At 35.5% G+C, this 20,516-nt stretch carries 19 protein-coding genes; 10 read left to right on the top strand and 9 right to left on the bottom strand.

All coding sequences use genetic code 11. The features are described 5' to 3' along the window. Positions 1-68 precede the first annotated feature (68 nt). Positions 69-1,637: a glycerol-3-phosphate dehydrogenase/oxidase gene (locus tag EOJ36_RS04365; RefSeq protein ID WP_127802812.1), complete on the top strand. Its 1,569-nt coding sequence runs from the start codon at positions 69-71 to the stop codon at positions 1,635-1,637. A gap of 11 nt (positions 1,638-1,648) precedes the next feature. Here EOJ36_RS04365 and EOJ36_RS04360 read toward each other — a convergent pair whose 3' ends face one another. Then, entirely contained in the window at positions 1,649-1,870 is a 222-nt protein-coding gene (locus EOJ36_RS04360; protein WP_127802811.1) for a DUF2795 domain-containing protein, read from the bottom strand. A 112-nt stretch (positions 1,871-1,982) separates the two neighbouring features. Between EOJ36_RS04360 and EOJ36_RS04355 the strand changes: the two genes are divergently transcribed. Beyond that, the gene (locus EOJ36_RS04355; protein WP_127802810.1) at positions 1,983-2,747 is read left to right on the top strand and encodes a copper homeostasis protein CutC; all 765 of its coding nucleotides are present in this window, start codon (positions 1,983-1,985) and stop codon (positions 2,745-2,747) included. Positions 2,748-2,765: 18 nt separating this feature from the next. On the opposite strand, the gene ftsZ is transcribed toward EOJ36_RS04355, so the two are convergent. From ftsZ to EOJ36_RS04325, 6 genes are read right to left on the bottom strand one after another with little or no spacing between them, the layout of a single operon-like run. Beyond that, the gene (ftsZ, locus tag EOJ36_RS04350; RefSeq protein WP_127802809.1) at positions 2,766-4,037 is read right to left on the bottom strand and encodes a cell division protein FtsZ; all 1,272 of its coding nucleotides are present in this window, start codon (positions 4,035-4,037) and stop codon (positions 2,766-2,768) included. 48 nt (positions 4,038-4,085) lie between these two features. Further along, positions 4,086-5,585 (bottom strand): M20/M25/M40 family metallo-hydrolase, encoded by a 1,500-nt coding sequence (locus EOJ36_RS04345; protein ID WP_127802808.1) that lies wholly within the window; start codon positions 5,583-5,585, stop codon positions 4,086-4,088. 39 nt (positions 5,586-5,624) lie between these two features. Continuing rightward, on the bottom strand, positions 5,625-6,647 hold the full coding sequence (locus EOJ36_RS04340; protein WP_127802807.1) for a thioredoxin domain-containing protein: 1,023 nt from the start codon (positions 6,645-6,647) through the stop codon (positions 5,625-5,627). A gap of 25 nt (positions 6,648-6,672) precedes the next feature. After that, positions 6,673-8,211: a YifB family Mg chelatase-like AAA ATPase gene (locus EOJ36_RS04335; RefSeq protein WP_127802806.1), complete on the bottom strand. Its 1,539-nt coding sequence runs from the start codon at positions 8,209-8,211 to the stop codon at positions 6,673-6,675. Between the two features lie 35 nt (positions 8,212-8,246). Then, positions 8,247-9,152 carry a S66 peptidase family protein gene (locus tag EOJ36_RS04330; protein ID WP_127802805.1) on the bottom strand — a complete coding sequence of 302 codons (906 nt, stop codon included), beginning with the start codon at positions 9,150-9,152 and terminating at the stop codon, positions 8,247-8,249. Between the two features lies 1 nt (position 9,153). Next, positions 9,154-9,483 (bottom strand): DUF721 domain-containing protein, encoded by a 330-nt coding sequence (locus tag EOJ36_RS04325; RefSeq protein WP_127802804.1) that lies wholly within the window; start codon positions 9,481-9,483, stop codon positions 9,154-9,156. Between the two features lie 346 nt (positions 9,484-9,829). Between EOJ36_RS04325 and EOJ36_RS04320 the strand changes: the two genes are divergently transcribed. The 8 genes from EOJ36_RS04320 to EOJ36_RS04290 all read left to right on the top strand — a co-directional run bounded on the left by EOJ36_RS04320 (position 9,830) and on the right by EOJ36_RS04290 (position 16,658). Beyond that, complete coding sequence (locus EOJ36_RS04320) at positions 9,830-10,672, top strand: MotA/TolQ/ExbB proton channel family protein (protein WP_127802803.1); 843 nt, start codon at positions 9,830-9,832, stop codon at positions 10,670-10,672. 69 nt (positions 10,673-10,741) lie between these two features. After that, positions 10,742-11,347 (top strand): ExbD/TolR family protein, encoded by a 606-nt coding sequence (locus tag EOJ36_RS04315; RefSeq protein ID WP_127802802.1) that lies wholly within the window; start codon positions 10,742-10,744, stop codon positions 11,345-11,347. A 24-nt stretch (positions 11,348-11,371) separates the two neighbouring features. Next, complete coding sequence (locus tag EOJ36_RS04310; RefSeq protein ID WP_127802801.1) at positions 11,372-11,890, top strand: ExbD/TolR family protein; 519 nt, start codon at positions 11,372-11,374, stop codon at positions 11,888-11,890. Between the two features lie 161 nt (positions 11,891-12,051). After that, positions 12,052-12,756, top strand: a complete 705-nt coding sequence (locus EOJ36_RS04305) for an energy transducer TonB (RefSeq protein ID WP_317125897.1) — start codon at positions 12,052-12,054, stop codon at positions 12,754-12,756. A gap of 88 nt (positions 12,757-12,844) precedes the next feature. After that, entirely contained in the window at positions 12,845-13,096 is a 252-nt protein-coding gene (locus tag EOJ36_RS11935; RefSeq protein WP_164847841.1) for a hypothetical protein, read from the top strand. Then, the gene (locus EOJ36_RS04300) at positions 13,059-13,994 is read left to right on the top strand and encodes a PstS family phosphate ABC transporter substrate-binding protein (RefSeq protein WP_164847840.1); all 936 of its coding nucleotides are present in this window, start codon (positions 13,059-13,061) and stop codon (positions 13,992-13,994) included. Before EOJ36_RS11935 ends, EOJ36_RS04300 begins: the two co-directional genes overlap by 38 nt. A 133-nt stretch (positions 13,995-14,127) precedes the next feature. Further along, positions 14,128-15,825: a tetratricopeptide repeat protein gene (locus tag EOJ36_RS04295; protein WP_127802798.1), complete on the top strand. Its 1,698-nt coding sequence runs from the start codon at positions 14,128-14,130 to the stop codon at positions 15,823-15,825. 59 nt (positions 15,826-15,884) lie between these two features. Then, positions 15,885-16,658 carry an SDR family NAD(P)-dependent oxidoreductase gene (locus EOJ36_RS04290; protein ID WP_127802797.1) on the top strand — a complete coding sequence of 258 codons (774 nt, stop codon included), beginning with the start codon at positions 15,885-15,887 and terminating at the stop codon, positions 16,656-16,658. Positions 16,659-16,676: 18 nt separating this feature from the next. On the opposite strand, the gene EOJ36_RS11930 is transcribed toward EOJ36_RS04290, so the two are convergent. Further along, on the bottom strand, positions 16,677-19,457 hold the full coding sequence (locus tag EOJ36_RS11930) for a T9SS type A sorting domain-containing protein (protein ID WP_164847839.1): 2,781 nt from the start codon (positions 19,455-19,457) through the stop codon (positions 16,677-16,679). 150 nt (positions 19,458-19,607) lie between these two features. Then, positions 19,608-20,498 (bottom strand): hydroxypyruvate isomerase family protein, encoded by an 891-nt coding sequence (locus tag EOJ36_RS04280; RefSeq protein ID WP_127802795.1) that lies wholly within the window; start codon positions 20,496-20,498, stop codon positions 19,608-19,610. Positions 20,499-20,516 lie beyond the last annotated feature (18 nt).

Here is a 20,516-nt window from a genome sequence, read left to right as displayed (position 1 = left end):
ATCTTTTACATTATTTTTTTTCTAACTTAGTAAATTGTAGCCTAATAGTACTTTTTTGATTATTTAAAATGGTTTTCAATCAATTTCAAGTTTGGGAAGATATTAAGCGGAATGCAGAAATCGGTTATGATATTTGCATAGTTGGGGCAGGTGCCTCTGGAACTGGAATTGCTTTAGATGCCAGCTTACGTGGTTATAAGGTCATATTAATCGATAAAGGTGATTTTGCCTCTCAAACTTCTTCGAAATCTACTAAATTAATTCATGGCGGAGTTCGGTATTTAGAACAAGCTGTTAAAACACTTGATTGGCAACAATTTCACATGGTTTACAAGGCTCTTCATGAGCGTCGGTCGATGATTGATAATGCACCTCATTTAGCACACCCTTTAGCACTTTTAACTCCATGTTATTCGTGGTTTGACCGAATTTACTATCGGATTGGAATGTGGCTATATGACCAAATAGCAGGAAAAACAAATTTGCTGCCATCAAAAAGCGTATCCAATGAGCAATTGAAAAAGATTCTTCCCCATTTAAATGTAGATGGGATGAAGGGTGGTATTTTGTATTACGATGGACAATTCAACGATGCTCGATATGCGCTCTCTGTAGCCAAAGCTGCCGCCAGAAATGGGGCTCATGTCATAAATTACACCGAATTAAAAGATTTGGTACTAAGTCCCAAAAGTCTTAAAATTAAAAAAGTAATTCTCCAAAATAACCAGTTAGGAAAAACGCTCGAAGTACCTGTAAAAGCTGTAATTAATGCGGCAGGACCTTTCGCAGACCCTATAAGAAAAATGGCAAATCCTAAATTGCACAATCGATTAAAGGTTAGCAGGGGAGCCCATATTGTCTTACATAAATCTTTTTGGGAAAGTGAAAAAGCATTATTGATTCCTAAAACAGACGATGGCCGAGTGGTTTTTGTGATACCTTGGAGAGATTATGTGCTGGTTGGTACAACCGATGAGCCCGATAAATTAAAGGAAAGTCCTCCAATTTTGGAAGAGGAAAAAGTATATTTGTTAGATTACTTTAATCGCTTTTCTGCAAAAAAAGCATCATTGGAAGATATTTCTGGAGTTTTTGTAGGCCAACGTCCTTTAATTGAAGCCCAAATTTCTGAGGCCATGCCTCAAGATACAAAATCGATTGTTCGTGATCATGTGGTTGAAGTAGATTCGCGAAGTAAATTGGTGAGTATCTTGGGTGGGAAATGGACAACATATCGGGTTATGGCAAAGGATACACTTGATATGTTGGAGTCAGAAGTGTTTTCAGTTTATCAAACCAGATGCAAAACGCAGCATTATAATTTATTTACAGGAGTAGATTTTGATCCCAAAATATTTGACGAACTGGTTTCTAAAAATAGCATTTCATCGCATACCTTGAAACATTTACAAGAAATTTATGGGCCAGAAAAAGGTCTTGTCCTTAGTTTCTGCGAGTCGCAAAAAGACGGTTTGAAAGAAATTATTCCCAATCAGCCTTACCTATTAGGTGAAATTGAATATTTGAAAACATTTGAAATGGCCAATTCTTTAGACGATATCCTGGACCGTAGATGGGGTATAAGTCTTCGTGATACTCATTTGGCAAATGAAATAAAAAAAGTGGTTCAGTTTTGAACCACTTTCTATTAATATTCGTCCTTATTGAAGAAGAAATCTTCCTCAGTAGGGTAATCTGGCCAAATTTCTTCGATGCTTTCGAATGGCTGACCATCGTCTTCTAATTCTTGCAAGTTTTCAACCACCTCTAATGGGGAACCCGTTCTGATGGCATAGTCAATAAGTTCGTCCTTAGTCGCTGGCCAAGGAGCATCTTCTAAATAGGAAGCTAATTCTAATGTCCAATACATAATATTATTCTTAATTTGTGTGCAAAAGTAAAATAAAAAATAGTTTTTAAAAGTTTTCTTTATAAATTTTCTTAAAATATTCATTAATATTATCAAATCGTTAAATTTTTCAATGAATTCATACCTTCCCAAGCTTGAAGTTTGTGCCTATTCTTTGTTTTCTTGCGTTGCCGCAGATCGGGCAGGAGCCCACCGTGTCGAGTTATGCACTTCTCCTTGGGATGGCGGAACTACGCCTTCAACAGGATTAGTAAAAGCAGTAAAAGCTTCAACTTCAATTGAGGTTCATGCGATGTTGCGACCTCGTGGAGGCGATTTTTGCTATGATTCGATGGAAAAAGATACCATTCGGTATGAACTTGAAGCTTTGATTGAGGCGGGTGTCAATGGGCTTGTAATTGGCGCATTGCTTCCCAATGGCGATTTGGATGTGGCATTTTTAGAAGAAATTAAGAAAAATGCAGGAAACTTGCCTGTAACTTGCCATCGGGCTATTGATGTGGCCAGAGACACGATTGGTTCAGTAGAAATTTTAAAAGAAATTGGTTTTACTCGTATTTTAACTTCGGGTCAAAAAAATAAAGCCATTGATGGGTTGGAAACTTTGGCTCAAATGGTTGAAAAGTCAACTAATGAAATTGAAATAATGGCGGGAAGTGGGGTAAATGAGCACAATTTTCAACAGTTTTTAGCTATCGGTTGTCACGCCATTCATCTGAGTGCTAGAAAATCTAAACGTGGTTTAATGGAATTCCAAAAACCCGACATCTCCATGGGTGGTCTTGAAAGCGTTTCCGAATTTGATGTGTTTTATGCAGACCAAAAAGTAATTGCAGAAATCATGGAGAAATTAAAAATCATGAATTTCTACAATTAACAATTAACAATTAACAATTTACAATTCAGATTCCTCCCACTCTTCCTGTGGAATTTTACTAATATCGTAAAGAGGAATTTTGAATCTTTGGTAAGTTGGAATGTTGAAATCGGCCGACTTAAATCCGTCCACTTCATAATTTTCGATCATTTTCTCAAAACGAATTTCTTCGTTTTCAATATAAGCGGCTGCTGAATTTCCAAAATCATCTAAATCGATGGTTTGGCCAGAAGATATATTTGATGAACCTGTTTCGTAATTGCTCGTATCTGTTTTGAAATACTCATCCATCGCATTGTGCGTATGCTCGAAGGCAGCTGCAATAACTGTTAAGTAAAGGTCATCACCTAAGGTATCGTCCGTAGAAACACCGAACTTAACCATATCTGCTTGTTCATTCACACGTTGCATCAAGAAGTCAATTATGGCCGATTGTTCACTCATACGGAGTGAGTTTTCATTACTTGTAGAAACCGTAACAAGGATTCTTTTTGCTCCTTTGATTTCTTGCGCATTTAAAAGAGGCGATTCTAATGCTTCTTGAATTGCATTTAAAGCACGATTTTCGCCCGTTCCTGTGGCGGAACTCATCATGGCCTGTCCAGCTTTTTTCAATACTTTTTTCACGTCCATGAAGTCAGTATTTATTTCACCTGGTTTTGCAATTACATCTACCACAGATTTAACTGCTTTAGCTAAAACGTCATCCGCCTTTGCGAAAGCCATTTTTACGGGTAGATCTTGGTGAATTTGCGCTAATTTATCGTTCATTACAACCAAAACAGTATCGCAATGTTCCTTTAATTCCTCTATTCCGTTAGTTGCATATTTAATTTTGTCTTTACCTTCCCATGAATAAGGGGCAGTTACTACCGCAACAGTTAACAAACCTTTTTTGCTAGCTAATTCTGCAATTACTGGGGCTGCACCTGTACCTGTTCCACCACCCATACCAGCTGTGATAAATACCATCTCTGTATCATCGGTCAAGATATTTTCGACCTTATCTATACTTTGTTCCGCGGCTTTTCTGCCTACTTCAGGATCAGTTCCAGCACCTAAACCATGCTCACCTAACTTTACTTTAGCTTTTACCAAATTGGAGGCTAAAGCTTGTGAATCAGTATTACAAACCACCAAGTCAGCACCTTTGATGTTCATTTTAAACATGTGCTGCACGGCGTTTGATCCACCGCCTCCAATTCCAATTACCTTAATAATTGATTTGAAAGAAGTTTCAGGTACAAATTCCATATTGTGATCAAAAAAAGATGGATTCTGGATACTCATAAGGTTCGATATAATTACAATTAAGCAAAGTTAATAAATTATAGTAAATTAATCATTTCCCCATCGCCACTCATTTCCGAGTTCTAATTCACGACGTAGATTTTGTTTAATAAAAAAGTCTTTTGTAGAATAAAAGTCTAGTTTTTTTGCTGGGAAATTGGCTGTATTGGCTACCCCATAAAGCAACATGGCGGTATATTTTACAGTGTTTTCCATTTCCTTTTTATTGACTAACGAAAATCCATCACAATTGGCATGGTAACAATCTAAAACACCTTTTTCTAATTTTCCATTGGGAGTTCCTGCAGGTATTCCCTCTAAAAGGAAGGATTGATTGTCGGAATGCAAACCTGCTGCATTTGTAATTTGATTACCAAATTCAGGGTCAATAGCCTTTACTTTATCCCCCAAATCTTTAAACAATTGCAATAATTCATTTCTACCGCCAGCATTGAATCCATACACATTGTTGGTCATATCCAGATTAATCATGTAAACAACATCTTCTAATTCCCCTGTCTTTTTTGCACGTTCAATGTAGGCTTTCGAGCCTAAAAGGCCCTCTTCTTCACCCATAAAGGCAACAAATTCGATGGTTCTTTTACTTTTAAGTCCGAGAGCTTTAAAGGTTCTTGCAATATCAATGACTGAAAATGAACCAAGGCCATTATCGATTGCTCCTTGAGCTAAATCCCAAGAATCTAAATGTCCCCCAATAACTATTTTCTCATGTTTCAATTTGGAATTTTCTCCCTTTAAAGTAGCAACCACATTTCTTGCTTTAATAGGTTTACTCACATTATGCATTTCAATCATTGCCAAAAGTTTTGGTTGCGATTGAAGCCAATTTCTGATTTCCATTCCGCTTTCCAAGGAAACACAAACCGCCGGAATAGATATTAAATTTCCTGTTACAGAGGCAGTTCCTGTTAATAATACTTCTCCTTTTACGGTATTGGCAAAAATTACTCCAATTGCGCCATTTTTTATGGCTAATGCAGTTTTTTCTGAACGATGTAGGTTTTTTTGTCCGGGCTTAGCATCCAACAAACCAATATTCATTAATACAATTTTACCCGTAACATCATTTTTGATTTTTTCGAAATCCTCATCCAGTCCATTTCCAGCGTCTATGATGCTCCCATTGATATTTGCCTCAACGGGTGTCATGGCTAAGGAAACTACTTTTACATCCTTGATATTATCTGATTTGGGTGGACCAATTTGTAAGGTCACAGTATCTCTTGCCCAGGCTTCAACTTGAAAACCCTGATACTTGGTATCTCTAAAACCATATTTTTTAAACAAATTATATGCATATTCTTCCGCCTTTTTGCCATTTAAACTACCTGTCAGTCGATGCCCTAAAGTTTTACAAGCATTTCCTAAATTGTCGTAGGCTTGTGAATTACTTTCGACCTCATTTTTTATTCGTTTAAATACACTTTCTAAACTTTCCTCCCCAATAAATGGAATTGGGGTAAAGCTACTAGCAATAAGGATAATTGCTAAAAAAGTGGCTGATCTCAGTAGGTTTGAATTTTTCATAGGCTGATGAGAATACTAATCTTAAATTTACCGAAAATATTAGAGAGGACAAACTTTATGGGCAGTATTAAATTTTTTAAGTTCCCCACACCAAAATTCCTTTTCTCTAGATGGAATCGGCTTGCCCTCATAATAGGTTTTGATTCGTTTGGTCGCATTTGAAATATTTTTTGTTTCAAGGTCTTTTAATACTTCATAGTATATAAAACGAGAGTGGACGCTTTTTAAAGGAATTCCTATGGAAATCAATTCTCTTTTCATTTTATTGTACCTTTCGAAGGAAAAATTTTTCGCATTTTTTTGATAAAGAGCAATCATGATTACATTTTCAATGGCTCTTTTTATTTGATTTGCATCTGCATAGGATTCATATTTTGAAGTATGATTAACAAAATAATTAAATAAAGGATTTTGCTCATCCATCATCATTTTTGAAACAATATTGTAGGCAATTTCTGAATCATATTCAGATTCTTTTAAATTGTTGGTTAGTTTGTTTACTATTTCAATATTGTTCAAAGTATCACAACTCATTTTGGAATAAAAGGCAATGTCCTGTAAACTATTATTGTCAAAAATCCCTTTTTTATAATTTTCAAATCTAGCAAATTGGTTTTGCGTGGGAGATTTTGCCTTGTTTAAAAGCTCTTTTATGCCTTCAATGGAATTAAATTCAGGTTGCGCCTCTTCAATATTCATCAAAACGCCATAGTGATTGAAAACTAAAAAAGTTGGAGTGCTGTTGATTACAATTTTTTTCGACCTTAAAAAATCATTGACCTCTTTTTTAGACACATCAATTCGATAGGCTTGGAAGTTGTCATCTAAATATTTATTAATTTCAGGACTATCCAGATTTTTATTGTAAGCTATGCAATGTTGGCATGTGGGCAAAAAAGCCTCTAAAAACACTGGCTTTGCAGAATTATTTTCGTTTTTAAAAATATCTTCAATTGTTAAAGGCAAATTTAAAAATCCAATCGGCTTGCTTAAAGTTTGCGCAATGCCAGTTGAGAGGTTTGTAAAGAGAATAAATAGTACAATAGATTTAAAAGATTTCATTAAATTGATTTTTTCCAAAATTACATTATCCTCCCCAATTTTCTCTATCTAAATTTCGATAGGTGATCGCCTCCGCTAAATGAACTGTTTCAACTGCATCCTTTTTTTCTAAATCTGCAATTGTTCTGGCAACTTTTAATATACGTTCATAGGCCCTTCCTGAAAGCTGTAACCTTTCCATAGCTTTTTGTATTATTTGGTTGCCTGTTGAGTCAAGTTTACAGAATTTTTTTACTTGTTCTGAGTTCATCATAGCATTATTATAGACACCAATAGTTTTTTTATATCTATTAAGTTGTATTTGTCTAGCCTCCAACACCCTTTGTCGAATTAATTCACTTTTTTCACAGATTTCTGTAGAGGCTAATTCTTCAAATTTTACTGGAGTTATTTCTAAGTGGATGTCAATGCGGTCTAATAAGGGTCCTGAAATTTTATTTAAATATTTTTGAACTACACCAGGGCCACAAACACATTTTTTCATTGGATGATTAAAGTATCCACATGGACAAGGATTCATACTGGCTACTAACATAAAATTTGCAGGAAATTCCACCGACCATTTGGCCCTAGAAATTAACACCTTTCTATCCTCCAGCGGTTGCCTTAATACTTCCAAGGTGTTTCTTGAAAATTCAGGCAGCTCATCCAAAAACAACACGCCATTGTGAGCAAGAGAAATCTCTCCAGGTTGGGGATTAGATCCTCCACCAACCAAAGCAGCAGTTGAGGTATTATGGTGAGGGTTTCTGAAGGGCCTTTTGGCTACAAGTGCATCATGTTTTTTGAGTTTTCCAGCAACTGAATGAATTTTTGTAGTTTCTAAAGCTTCTGAGAGGGAAAGGGGAGGTAAAATGGTTGGGACTCGTTTAGCTAGCATCGTTTTCCCAGCTCCAGGTGGGCCAATTAAAATGATATTATGACCACCCGCTGCAGCAATCTCAAATGCTCTTTTGGCATTTTCTTGTCCCTGAACATTACAAAAGTCAATATCAAACTCAAATTTTTGCAAGTTAAAAAGTTCATTGGAGTTATTGGGAGTAGGAATGATCAAATCCTTTCCTTTAAAAAATTGAATGGCCTCCATTAAAGTATCTATACCATATACTTCTACACCGTCTACAATAGCTGCTTCCTCCGCATTTTCTTTTGGGAATAAAAATCTTTTGTGTCCACGCTTTTTTGCTTCTAAAGTCATTGGTAATGCCCCTTTGATGGGTCGAAGTTGCCCATCTAGCGACAATTCGCCCATGATTACAAATTCCTCAATCAATGGCAAATACAATTGTTCTGAGGCATGTAAAATTGCAAGGGCTATAGGGAGATCATAAGCCGAGCCCTCTTTTCGTATGTCGGCTGGAGCTAAATTGATAACAACTTTTTTTCTCGGGAAAAAATATCCAAAATGTTTTATGGCTGATTCAACGCGTTGGATGGATTCTTTGATGGTGGAGTCTGGGAGTCCTACCAAAAAGCATTTGGTTCCTTGACTAACATTTATTTCTATCGTGATTAAATGCGCAGTAACGCCAAAAACGGCACAGCCGAAAGTCTTTGTTAACATACCTAGTGGTTTTTTAACAAAGGAATGAATTAAATTTAAGGATTCGTATAAGTTAATTGGACTTCTGTAGAATTTATCAGCAAACTGATTTTTTGTCCCATCAAGAGAGGTTGGTTATTAGGAATATGACCAGCAGGAAAGTCGAAAGCGATGGGATAATTGAAATCTTGGGTATGTTCTGCAATAATTCCGTAAGCATCTTTTCCTATTTGCAATGATGCTTCCTCGCAATCAGTGAAGCCTCCAACAATCATTCCTGTAAGTTGTGAAAGGATACCTGATCTTTTTAATTGTACCATCATTCGATCCACATGGTATAATCTTTCGCCAATATCTTCTATAAATAATATCGTATTTTCTGGATTAGGAAAGCTTGGTGTACCTATTAAATGAACTAATATGGAAAGGTTTCCTCCAATAATTGGGGCTTCCACTTTTCCAAAAGTATTGTATGGGTGTGGAGGCGTTTTTAAATTAAATTCACCCTCAAAAAGGAATTTTTTGAGATTATTAAGTGCAATGTCCCCGCCGTTTTGCAAAAAATTATGAGGCATTGGCGCATGCAGGCTTGGGAAATCGAGTGCATTTAAATGCATTAAAAGTGTTGTGATGTCGGAAAATCCAACTATCCATTTGGGGTATTTTGCAAAATTTGAAAAATCTACTTGGTCTATGATTCGACTCGTTCCATATCCACCTCTAATTGGAAAAATAGCCTTTATGTCTGGTTCATTTAAAGCCCATTGTAAGTCACTTAAACGCTGCTGATCAGTTCCTGCTAAACCAAAGTGTGTGTTTAAGTGGTTTGGAGCGCAGATAACTTCTAGTCCCCATTGTTCTAAAACTTTTAAGCCTAATTCCCAATCTGTCGATTTAGGTGGAGAGGCTGGAGAAACAATTGCAACTTTGTCACCCGGTTTTAAACATGGAATTATGTGCATATTATAAAAAGATAATGTCTTTAACGATTTCTTTGTTTGCTGCTTGATTTATCAATTGAATTAATTTTTGTTTCGCCAAAAGTAATTCCTTTTTCAAGGGTGCTGAGTTAATGTTTACGAATAATTTCTCTTTAGAAACATAAACTTCAGTAGTCCTGGAAGAAATGGGTTTGCCTACAATTTGTTCCCAATTTGCCGAAATATATGATTCTTGAAATTTACTTTCGAGTTGATATACTTTTAGCAAAGATTCTATGGCATCTTTTAAACTTTGGCTATCATTTTTTCTAGCGTGCTCTTTCGAATTTTGGGATTTAAAAGGGGAATCCATTTTGTAAAAATTTGAATCAAAGGTATGGTTTTTCAAAAAAAATGAAAAGAAGGAAATAGAAAATTAAATTTTTTTAAATTTTTTTAAATTTTTTTATTCTCAAAAAAGTACTCTGATTTTAGGGGATTTTGGGAGAAAATATCAAGATAGTACAATGATTGAAAATTCTTAAGAAAAAATTTAACAGTAAGGATATTGTGGGTATATAAATTTTAAATTAGAATTGCATTACTTTTGTTTTCTGTCAAAGGCCAAAGGGTATAAAACTATGAAAACTACCACCCTTAGAAATTTGACAAAAAGTTTTGTTTAACAAATAATTCTTTAACCCCAAATTACCAAACTAATGAGTACACAACAACCAAAACCAGCTGCTGCAAAGCCAGCGGCTGCACCACAGAAAAAATCAGGCGGTATTCCTGCAGGATTCGTTCTAATCATTTTATTTGTCATCGCATTATTGATTTTCCTTTTTGTGATGGGAGATGGCTCTCACTTTGAAGGAGGCACTAATGAAGGTCACCCAATTGCCGGCGATTACTTCGGTATCGTTTACAAAGGTGGTATCATCGTACCTGTTTTGATGACATGTTTCTTAACTGCTTTAACTTTCTCTATCGAGCGTTTAATTACAATCGGTAAGGCTAAAGGAACTGGCGATGTTAACGCATTCGTACGTAGCATTCAAGCTTCTTTAGACAAAGATGATGTTGAAGGTGCTATCAAATCTTGTGAGAAGCAAAAAGGTTCAGTAGGTAACGTTACTTTATCTGCTGTTAAGAAATACAAGCAATTAACTACTGATGGTTCTTTAGACAAAGAGCAAAAATTAGCTGCATTGAGCAAAGAGGTTGAAGAAGCTACTTCATTAGAATTGCCAATGTTAGAGAAAAACTTAACAATCGTTGCAACTTTAGCATCTGTATCAACTTTATTGGGTCTTTTAGGAACGGTAGTTGGTATGATCAAAGCGTTCTCTGCTTTAGGTAACTCAGGTGGATCTACAGACGCTTCTGCTCTTGCAAATGGTATTTCTGAGGCCCTTGTAAATACTGCATTGGGTATTGGTACTTCTGCTATTTGTATCATTGCTTACAACTTGTTTACATCAAAAATTGATGAATTAACTTACAGCATTGATGAAATTGGCTTAAGCGTTAACCAAAATTACGCTACACACCACAATTAATATTTTGAAATTGAATACTCAGGAATTATTCTGAGAAATAAATTTTAACACTTTCAAATTTTAATTGTTATGCCAAAAGTAAAAGCCAAAAGAACCAGTGTTTCGCTAGATATGACAGCGATGTGTGACGTGGCATTCCTTCTTTTGACGTTCTTTATGTTAACCGCAAAGTTCCGTCCAGAAGAAGCTGTAACGATCACCCCTCCAAGCTCTATCTCTGAAACTGCTTTGAAAGCTAAGGATGGTATTATTACCCTTAGTGTAGCCAAAGAAGGTGGTGTTTATTTGGCAACTGACGACATGATGGCACGTGAATTTATGTTAGAGCGTATGGCCAACAAGTATGGTATTGCTTTAACAGCTGAAATGAAAAAAAACTACATGAGTTCAGAAGTAGTTGGCTTTCCAGCAGGTGCTATGCGTCAGGTGTTAAATTTAAAACCTTCTGAAGCAAAAAGTAAAGGATTTTTAAAAGGTATTCCAATCGATTCTTCAAACAATGAATTGTCGTACTGGGTTGGGTATGCTAAATTGTCAAATCCTTCACTTAAGATTGCTATCAAAGGAGATCAAAATTCTGATTATAAAGTTTTCAGTGATATCATTGGAACTTTACAAGCACAGAATATTAATATCTTCCAGTTGATAACATCTCCAGAGAAAAGACCTCAATAAGTAACGTTTTAACAAGAGAAAAAAATGGCAGAAATAGATAGCTCCGGTGGGGGTAAGAAAGGCGGGAAGAAACGTAGTAAAAAAATGTCGACCAAAATCGACATGACACCAATGGTGGACTTAGGTTTCTTGTTGATTACTTTCTTCATGTTGACGACAACGTTGGCAAAGCCCGTAACCATGCAGTTGAATATGCCTGATAAAACGGAGGACAATACCCAAACTTCACCTGTAAAAATGTCTGAAACCGTAACGGTTGTTCCAGATGAGTTCAAGGTGTATTATTACCAGGGTATTCCTAGTGAGTCAGCTACTGTATTACAGGTGACAGATTATTCTGAGACTGGTATTCGTAAAGTAATTGCGGATATGAAAGCTAAGATCGGAAATAACTTCACTATCGTTATGAAGCCTACAAAAAAAGCGAAATATCGCAATGTGATAGACATGATTGACGAGTGTGCAATTACTAACAATAAGCGTTATGCTTTATTAGAAATTGATCCAGATACAGAAGCGTTGATTAAACGTTCAGGTAAATAATAGGCACAAGCCTTTTTAGAAATTTAAAATTAATTTAAACTATGTCACAACAAGTAATAAGCCAAAATGCTACCTTAGATGACATTATCTTTAAGGATAAGAACCGAGAATTTGGCGCTTTCTTCTTAAGGACAACGTATCCGAAAGTTATCAAGAGGTCGGTGATCTTGGGTTCTTCACTTTTTGTTGGGGCTTTATTATTAGCTGCATTCTGGAAGCAGATCACAGCTGAAAATAAGGATAAGGTTGAAGTTGTTGCAGAAACAATGGATATTAAGCAACCACCTCCGGCAAAGAAAGTGGAATTACCTCCACCACCGCCACCTCCACCACCTAAGGAGATTCCTAAGGTAACAACTACTAAGTTCTTACCTCCAGAAATCAAACATGATGAAGAGGTAACAAAACCTGAACCTCCACCAGAAGAGGTAAAAGGAAATACTGCAAACGAAACAGTAAAAGGTGTTGATGAGTCTTATGAGGCGCCGGTTGATCCGGATGCTAAAGGCCAGGAAACTCCAGTTGAACCACCAAAACCAGTTGAAGAGGAAATCTTTACAGCGGTGGAGCAAAATGCTGAATTCCCAGGTGGTATTGCTGCTTTCGCTAGATATTTAGGACGTAGCTTGAAATATCCTGCTGCCGCGCAACGTGCAAACGTTCAAGGTAAGGTTTATGTTCAGTTCGTTGTAAATACTGACGGATCTATCCAAGATGTTCAAGTGATTAAATCGGTTGGATTTGGTTGCGACGAAGAAGCTATTCGCGTAATTAAATCTGGACCAAGATGGAATCCAGGTAAGCAATCAGGTAGAGCAGTTCGTTCACGCTTTACACAGCCAATTACATTCCAGTTATCTGAGTAATTAATTGGTTAAAATAAAATTAGGCCTGCCCAACAGCAGGCCTTTTTTTATTCCTTGTATTTTATTAATTTGAATTTTATTTCCTCCTATGAAAAAACCTTGGGCCGTTTATTTTAATTTGTTTTTTAGAACCTTAGTGGCAATTATATATATTGCCCTTGGATATTTTGTAGCTTTTGAATCTGATTTCGATTTAGGGTATTTAGGAGACGAAACTCCTGTCAAATTTTTACTCGGTATATTATTTATTGTTTATGGCCTGTTTCGTTTGTGGCGAGCCTATGTTTATTATAAAAATTCAAATGAAAATGAATATGGTACCTACTCCGATGAAGAATAATTTATTGATTTTGGTAGCTTGTTTTTTGATTTTATCCTGTTCCAAATCAGAAAAAAAGCAATTTGATGATACTCCTATCAAAGGTGAAATATCTTTAGGGGTTGATGATTCTTTTAGCAATTTGATGAACGCTGAAAAAACTGCATTTGAAAATAATGCACATTATGCCAAGATTAAATTGAATATACAGCCCGAAAATCAGGCAGTTGCTGATTTATTGAATGACAAGGTACGTGGAATTATTATTACTAGGGATTTGACAGAGAAAGAAAAGGAAACCTTTGTACGTGAAAATATAAGCTATAGAAGTTTTCGATTTGCTGCAGATGGGATTGCTTGTATTACCCATAAATCAAATACGGATACTGCTTGGGCTGTTGAAGATTTGAAAAACCAATTATTGGGTACAGGTTCGAAGCAAATAGAATTAGTAGTAGATAAAAATAATTCAAGCAATGTTAAATTTTTGGTTGATTATTTTAAAATTCCAGGTAATGCAACTTTACGAGTGCGTGAGGTAGGTGATAATCCGAAAGTGATATCCTATGTAAAGTCGCACAGCAATGCTGTTGGTTTAATTGGTTCAAATTGGATTAGTGATGGCGATAATCCTACTTCCTTGGGTTTTATTCGTTCTGTAAACGTTATTTCATTTGCCAAGGAAAAAGGTTTGAGTAAAAATGAATATTATCAACCTTTTGGCTATAATATTGCCTTGAAAAAGTATCCGTTCCGTAGAGAAGCCAAAATTGTTTTAAAAGAAGCACACTTGGGACTTGGTACTGGATTTGTTAATTATGTTTGTGGAGATATGGGTCAGTTAATTGTTTTGAAAGCAGGATTGATTCCCTTAACTCGACCAGTTACAATTCGTACTTTTGAGATAAATAAGAAGTAAAAATTCTAAAATAATGATGGAAAATTTGATTAAAATCATTATTTTTGTATTCTAAACCAATTAAACTTTTTTGGTAAATTGTTGAACTATTTCAATAAGCCTAAGAAAACAACATAGTAATTAAATTAAAACAATGAAGAAACTTAATTTGTGGATTTTAGGGTTGGCATTTTCTTTAGTAGCCAACTTTTCTTATGGTCAGACCGTTCAGGAAGGACTTCATTTAATTGATCGCCACCAACCAGGTAAAGCAAAGCAGGTATTTGAAGCACTTGTTGCTGCTGCTCCTACTGGAGACAATTATTTCTATTTGGGTTATTATTATTTGACCCGCAGAGATTTTGATAATGCAAAAGCTACTTTTGAAAAGGGTAAAGCAGCAGATCCTAAAAATTATTTAAACCAGGTTGGTTTAGGTAGTGTTATGGTTGGTCAGAAGAACTTGGCAGGGGCAAAAGCTGAATTCGATCGTATTTTGGCGGAGACCAAAAACAAAAACATAGACGTAATGTATCGTATTGCTGAGGCATATGAGATGTATTATGTGACTGGTCAGGATGAGAAAATTACAAACAACGATCCAGCTGAAGCTATTCGATTAATTGATTTGATTCAAGAAAAAACTAAAAAATTACCTACACCTGAGCAATATTTAGTGAAAGGTGATGCTTATTTAGTAAAGAATGATGGTGGTAATGCAGTTTCTGCTTATGAGCAGGCATTAATGCAAGATCCTAAGAATATCAAAGCTAAGGTAAAAATTGGAGTTGTTTATTTAAGAGGTAAGAACTATAAAGAAACTCAAGCAAGATATAAAGAGGCTTTAGATTTGGATTCAACCTATGCTCCTGCAATCAAGCGTTATGGTGAATATTTAATCGTTGGAAATCAATTTAAAAATGCTTCACGTTATTTTAGAAGATATCTTGAAAGAGCTGAGGCTACTCCAGAAGTAACTTTAGAAACCGCAAAATTATTGTTCCTGTCTAAAGACTATGAGGGGGCAATGAAATTTACACAAGATGCAGAGCAAAAGGGCGTAAAAGATGATGATATTTTCCGTATGAAGGGTTATTCAAACGTGGAGATGGGTAATTTCCAATCAGGAGTTGATAACTTAGATGGTATGGTGAAGAGAGGAGTTAAGCCTTATTTCATGGATGACTTATATTTTGGAAAAGGTTACCAAGGTTTAGGGAAGGATTCTATTGCTATAACATATTTTGAAAAAGCAGCCCCTTTGGATACAAATAACAATATTTATTCAATGATCCATGACATTAGATACAAGCAAAAAAGATATATGGATGCTGCCAATGCTGGATTAAAAGCAATTGAGTGGAAAGAAAAGAAAAAGCAAACTGTTGGTTCAGGTGATTATTTCAAAGTTGCAATGGACTTTTATTTGACAGCAGCTTTTATTCCACGTGCTGACACAACTGCTCGTATGAACATGGCTATGCGTTCTGACTCATCTTTTGCTAAAGCAATTGCAATAAATGATAAATGGCCTCCATTCTACATAAACCGTGCAAGAGCCAATAACTTTATTGACTATGGTACAAAGGGAATGAGTACTCCTTATTACGAGAAATTCGTGTCTACGGTAGAAACGCTTCGTGCAGAGAAAAATACACAGTATAAAGAAGATAAAAATCAATTGTTTGAAGCTTATAAGGCAATCGGTGGTCACCACTTAACCTTTACAAAAGACGAAGCAAAAGCGAAAGAATTCTTCTTAAAGGCTCAAGAAATTAAACCAGATGATCCTGAAATTAAAGAATACTTTAATCCAGGGAGTACTGCAGCACCTGCAGCACCGAAAAAATAAAGAATAAAATGGCTGTCAATTGACAGCCATTTTCATTTAAATTTGTAAAAAAATTAAAGATGGCATACGCAGTAATTACAGGTGCGAGTAAAGGAATTGGTAAAGAAATTGCATTTATTTTGGCTTCTAAAGGCTATGATTTACTAATTGCGGCCCGTAATTCCTATGAATTGCAAATTGTTAAGGAAGATATTGAACGTAAATATCACCGTATTGTAGAATATTTACCAATTGATTTGGGTTTGGAAGATTCTTCTGAAAAATTATTTCAATGGGTGTTGGAAAAAGAAGTAGATGTCCGCATTTTAGTAAATAATGCTGGTTATGGATTAGTTGGACCCTTTGAGGATTATGATTTACTAGAGCATAAAAAAATGCTTCAAGTGAATGTAAATGCTGTTGTTGAACTGTGTTACAAATTTTTTCCAGTTTTATCTGGTAAAGGTGAAGCTTATGTTTTAAATATTGCAAGTTCAACGGCATATCAAGCTATTCCTTTAATGAGTTTATATGCAGCTTCTAAGGTATTTGTGCTAAATTTCTCACGAGGATTACACCATGAATGGAAAAATAAAGGTATATCTGTAACTTCCGTTAGCCCTGGGGCTACCGATACTAATTTTAACGACCGAGCAAATTTGCAAGAAAAAGCTCGTAAGGCTGCTAAAAAAGTAACAATGACTCCAGAAAAAGTTGCTCAATTGGCAATTGATGGTATGTTTGCTCAAAAACCGGAGGTGATTACTGGTTTTATAAATAAATTAGGAGCCGCCCTTGCTTGGGTAGCCCCTAAAAAGATAAGTGAGAAGGTTGCTATGGGGATTTATGAATAAGTAGTGAATTTAGATTAATTATTCATTTAAAAATATATGTTTCTGCCCAACCCATTGAGGTGTTATTATTTGTAAAAAATAATTGCCAGTATGTAAATTATGTAAGTTAATTTGAATTGGATTGTCACGGTTTTGTACATCCATTTCAAATACTTCTTCCCCCTTTAAATCTATTATTCTTAAAGTGCCTGTTTGAAAATCCACAGGAGTATTGATTTTTATCGTTTTATCTATACTTGGATTTGGGTAAACAAGCATGTCTAGGTAAGGTTCCAAATTGGCTATTTGTAATTTACTAAGGGGTGATTTGCAGGTAAGAATTTCACCTTGCTTATCCTCATAAGCTTTTGTGCTTTGCAGTCCAATTTCACATAATTCATTTATACGTAATTCTTCTGTAGAATTTTCTATGGATTTATTATTTATATACCACTTCAAGGTTTCTGTGGGACTTGATTTATGTCCTCTCAAAAGCCTATTAAAAGGGAATGTTATAATTGGTTGAGCCGGATTTTCTCTTTTAGTTAGTATGATTACATTGCTACTGTCTGACCAACAACCGTCCTTCGATTTTGTTTGTGCAAAAATTGTAACGCTTTCTGATACTTTTATAATTTCACCTAAATTTCCATTACTCCAAATAGTTTCCTGTTTTGTAGAAGAGTTGATTTGCACATTTTCTCCATCGCAAAATTGAAGAGTACTACTGCTTAAATGTGGTTTAATACCTTTTTCTAATTGTTTAAAAATCACTACATCACTTGGTTCTGACCAACAATCAAATTCATTTTTGACTCGTAAATTTAAGTTTTGACTCGTATCAATTTCAATATTTTGAGTTTTGGCTCCATTGGACCACAAATATTCTTTTTGATTATAAGGTGAGGAATTGATTTGTAGTTTTTCGCCCCTACAAAATGTATTTTTTGTATTTAAAATCTCTGGTTTATAGGGTTTGGGTTTAATTTCAATTGGTTGACTTGGGTATCTAAATACACAGTCATTTTTCCAATAAACTGACTCAATGGTATTGGAGTCGGCTTGTATTTGAAATTCATTTTGGTTCGCAATGATATGACCATTTTTTTCCCAATGCGAGAAATTACCATCTGTATTCGTTTGTGTTTTGTAGGTGATGTTGTCCTCAGGACATACAAATTTTTTATGATCCACAGTATTCAATACCTCTGGTCTAGCAATATTTGAAAGGCTAAATATAGATGGGTTATAATAAGTACTATTGCACTTTGCAATAACTTGTTGATTCAATTTTCCATTGATTTCAATGAAATCATAAGGGTCGCTACTTCCTAAATAATCTCCTGAAATATTTTCATAATAATCAACCTTTGTTGGACAATTAGTTGATTTAATTTCGAATATTTGTTTGTAACAGTTTTTGCGAATGTCTAGGAATAAATCTATCCAAACTGGTTCCGGAATTGGCTCTGGTTGTGGGTCAGGCATATTATCAGGAACAGGCGTCGGGGCAGGTATTGGTTCCGGATGGGGTACCGGTGTTGGGTTGGGGTCAGGAGTTGGTTCTGGGATTGGATTAGGTTCAGGAATAGGCTGAGGAGATGGGTTTGGATCAGGTGTAGGTGTAGGAACAAAATTAGTTTTTATCTTTACCTCAATAGGTATTTTTGGGCCTTCGCAATTATTTATCATTTGGCTCACCCAACGTGTTATTTTGATATCATTTTCAGTAGTATTTTCAACACTTTTAAGGGTTAAAGTTGAGGCAGTACTGATTGGATTTAGATCTGATTCGTTTAAATACCAAATATTGTTTGTGCCACCACTGGCCTTAAAAATAATACTACTTCCAGACGTTATAGAGCTGGGAGTGCCTATATTAGTTACAGCGTCTGGTTTATTAAATGCACTTACATTTATACCAGAACTCGGTAGACTTTCGCAAGAACTTTTTAAACATGTTGCTGTAAAATGATGAGTGTCAAAATCCGGTAGAACAAAGTTGGGCCTTGCACCTTCGGCAACTTTTTCGTTTTTATCATTGTACCAAATTGTTGTATAGGGGGAACAGCCTGTAGAACTGACAGGAATCTCTTCTTTTACACAACCTTTGTAAGAAGCTACACTATGGCTAGGGGTTGGAGATGTTTTGATGGTTAAACTTACCTCATTGGAGGTTCTTGGACAGGTGGGTGTTTGATTTAGATTACTTGTGGAGCCATCATTGTCATTGTTTCCACTTACCTCAAATTCAACCCTAATTTTAAATTTTTGACTTTGATTTGCTAAACTTGCATTTTTTAAGGTTAAATTCTGACTTTTACTCCCATCAAATTGTTCGCCATCAATTATATCTTGAAATGCACTTCCATTGACAGAGGTAGTCCATTGAAATGATTTTGCTCTCTTCAAGGAATTTTCAGGTAAATTAGCTTGTAAGATTCCCGAACTGCGTTCACAGAAAGTAGTATTCGTAATGTTTGTAATAGTATTTAAGGAAATGCTTGTCTCCTCAGAATAAATTGAACATGTTCCGATACTTAATTTTACTCGGTAAAGTGTTCCATCCGGATGTGTTGTTCCTCCACTTGGATAAATTTGATAATTTGATGCCGTCGCACCAGAAATTGAGGTAAATTTGGAATCTGTTGGTCGCTTCTTTTCCCATTGGAATGTCTTTGCATCTGATTCAACAATCATTCGAATGCTATTTCCTTCACAATCTATTTGACTTTGGGGTTGTTTGGTGACCTTGATGCACTGGGATAATCCGGCAGTGCGAATTAAAATTAAAATCAGAATTATATAAATATTTTTCATTGGACTTGTGGTTAGATTTATCAAAATAAATCCATACAAGTCAATTAAAAAAGGCAAATAAAAACCCTACCAATTAATTATCAGTAGGGTGATTATTTTTATTGATAACTAGTTGTTGATCAGCTATTTAATAAATTATCAGTAACTTGATTAAATATCACAAATCTTAACTGCCTGCTCTAAAGAGGCCATTTTGCCTGGTCTTGCCGGGATAAACTCTTGGCCGATATAGCCCTTATATCCTGTATCATAAATTGCTTTAATGATGGCTGCATAATTTAATTCTTGCGTTTCATCTATCTCATTTCTACCAGGAACTCCTCCGGTATGGTAGTGTGAGATGTATTGGTGGTATTTTTTGATGGTTGCAATTACGTCACCTTCCATAATTTGCATGTGGTAGATATCGTATAATAATTTAAATTTATCAGAACCAACCATTTCGCATAGCGCAGCACCCCATTCGGTATTATCAGCTTGATAATCTTTATGATTGACCTTTGAATTCAACAATTCCATGGTAACTGTCACATTGTATCTTTCAGCAGTTTTCATGACACGTTGAATACCTTTCTTGCAATTGATCAAGCCATCTTCATCGCTCATTCCGTTTTTGTTACCTGAAAAACAGATTAAGTTTTTAACGCCCATTTTCGCAGCACGGGGGATTAAATCTTCGTAAAAGGCCACTAATTGGTCATGGTTTTTAACCTCATTGAAAAAGCTTGGTATGTTCATGCCGGCCGGATATTTACCCCAACCAATGGCAGCGGTCATATCGTGTTTCTTCAAAATTTCCCATTCTTCGGGACCTGTTAATTCAATAGAAGTTAATCCGATTTTCTTTGCATTTACTACCAATTCTTCAAATGGAATGGATTGGTAACACCAACGACAAGTTGAGTGCTGTACGGTGCCTTTTAATGCAGCATTAGTTGCTAGATCGGATTTTGTGAATCGTTCTTCAAAATTAAAAAGTCCTAAACCGGCTAAGCCAGCAGAGCTTTTTAATAAATCTCTTCTTGAAAATTGGTTGCTCATATTTTTAAATAGGTTTAT

It is taken from the genome of Sandaracinomonas limnophila, from assembly GCF_004005965.1.
GTDB lineage: Bacteria > Bacteroidota > Bacteroidia > Cytophagales > Spirosomataceae > Sandaracinomonas > Sandaracinomonas limnophila.
This window is presented reverse-complemented; position numbering and strand designations above follow the sequence as displayed.

Bases quoted from the DNA above. Each gene is read 5' to 3' on its own strand.
- EOJ36_RS04365 (WP_127802812.1), top strand. From the start codon at position 69: ATGGTTTTCAATCAATTTCAAGTTTGGGAAGATATTAAGCGGAATGCA.
- EOJ36_RS04360 (WP_127802811.1), bottom strand. From the start codon at position 1,870: ATGTATTGGACATTAGAATTAGCTTCCTATTTAGAAGATGCTCCTTGG.
- EOJ36_RS04355 (WP_127802810.1), top strand. From the start codon at position 1,983: ATGAATTCATACCTTCCCAAGCTTGAAGTTTGTGCCTATTCTTTGTTT.
- ftsZ (WP_127802809.1), bottom strand. From the start codon at position 4,037: ATGAGTATCCAGAATCCATCTTTTTTTGATCACAATATGGAATTTGTA.
- EOJ36_RS04345 (WP_127802808.1), bottom strand. From the start codon at position 5,585: ATGAAAAATTCAAACCTACTGAGATCAGCCACTTTTTTAGCAATTATC.
- EOJ36_RS04340 (WP_127802807.1), bottom strand. From the start codon at position 6,647: ATGAAATCTTTTAAATCTATTGTACTATTTATTCTCTTTACAAACCTC.
- EOJ36_RS04335 (WP_127802806.1), bottom strand. From the start codon at position 8,211: ATGTTAACAAAGACTTTCGGCTGTGCCGTTTTTGGCGTTACTGCGCAT.
- EOJ36_RS04330 (WP_127802805.1), bottom strand. From the start codon at position 9,152: ATGCACATAATTCCATGTTTAAAACCGGGTGACAAAGTTGCAATTGTT.
- EOJ36_RS04325 (WP_127802804.1), bottom strand. From the start codon at position 9,483: ATGGATTCCCCTTTTAAATCCCAAAATTCGAAAGAGCACGCTAGAAAA.
- EOJ36_RS04320 (WP_127802803.1), top strand. From the start codon at position 9,830: ATGAGTACACAACAACCAAAACCAGCTGCTGCAAAGCCAGCGGCTGCA.
- EOJ36_RS04315 (WP_127802802.1), top strand. From the start codon at position 10,742: ATGCCAAAAGTAAAAGCCAAAAGAACCAGTGTTTCGCTAGATATGACA.
- EOJ36_RS04310 (WP_127802801.1), top strand. From the start codon at position 11,372: ATGGCAGAAATAGATAGCTCCGGTGGGGGTAAGAAAGGCGGGAAGAAA.
- EOJ36_RS11935 (WP_164847841.1), top strand. From the start codon at position 12,845: ATGAAAAAACCTTGGGCCGTTTATTTTAATTTGTTTTTTAGAACCTTA.
- EOJ36_RS04300 (WP_164847840.1), top strand. From the start codon at position 13,059: ATGAAAATGAATATGGTACCTACTCCGATGAAGAATAATTTATTGATT.
- EOJ36_RS04295 (WP_127802798.1), top strand. From the start codon at position 14,128: ATGAAGAAACTTAATTTGTGGATTTTAGGGTTGGCATTTTCTTTAGTA.
- EOJ36_RS04290 (WP_127802797.1), top strand. From the start codon at position 15,885: ATGGCATACGCAGTAATTACAGGTGCGAGTAAAGGAATTGGTAAAGAA.
- EOJ36_RS11930 (WP_164847839.1), bottom strand. From the start codon at position 19,457: ATGAAAAATATTTATATAATTCTGATTTTAATTTTAATTCGCACTGCC.
- EOJ36_RS04280 (WP_127802795.1), bottom strand. From the start codon at position 20,498: ATGAGCAACCAATTTTCAAGAAGAGATTTATTAAAAAGCTCTGCTGGC.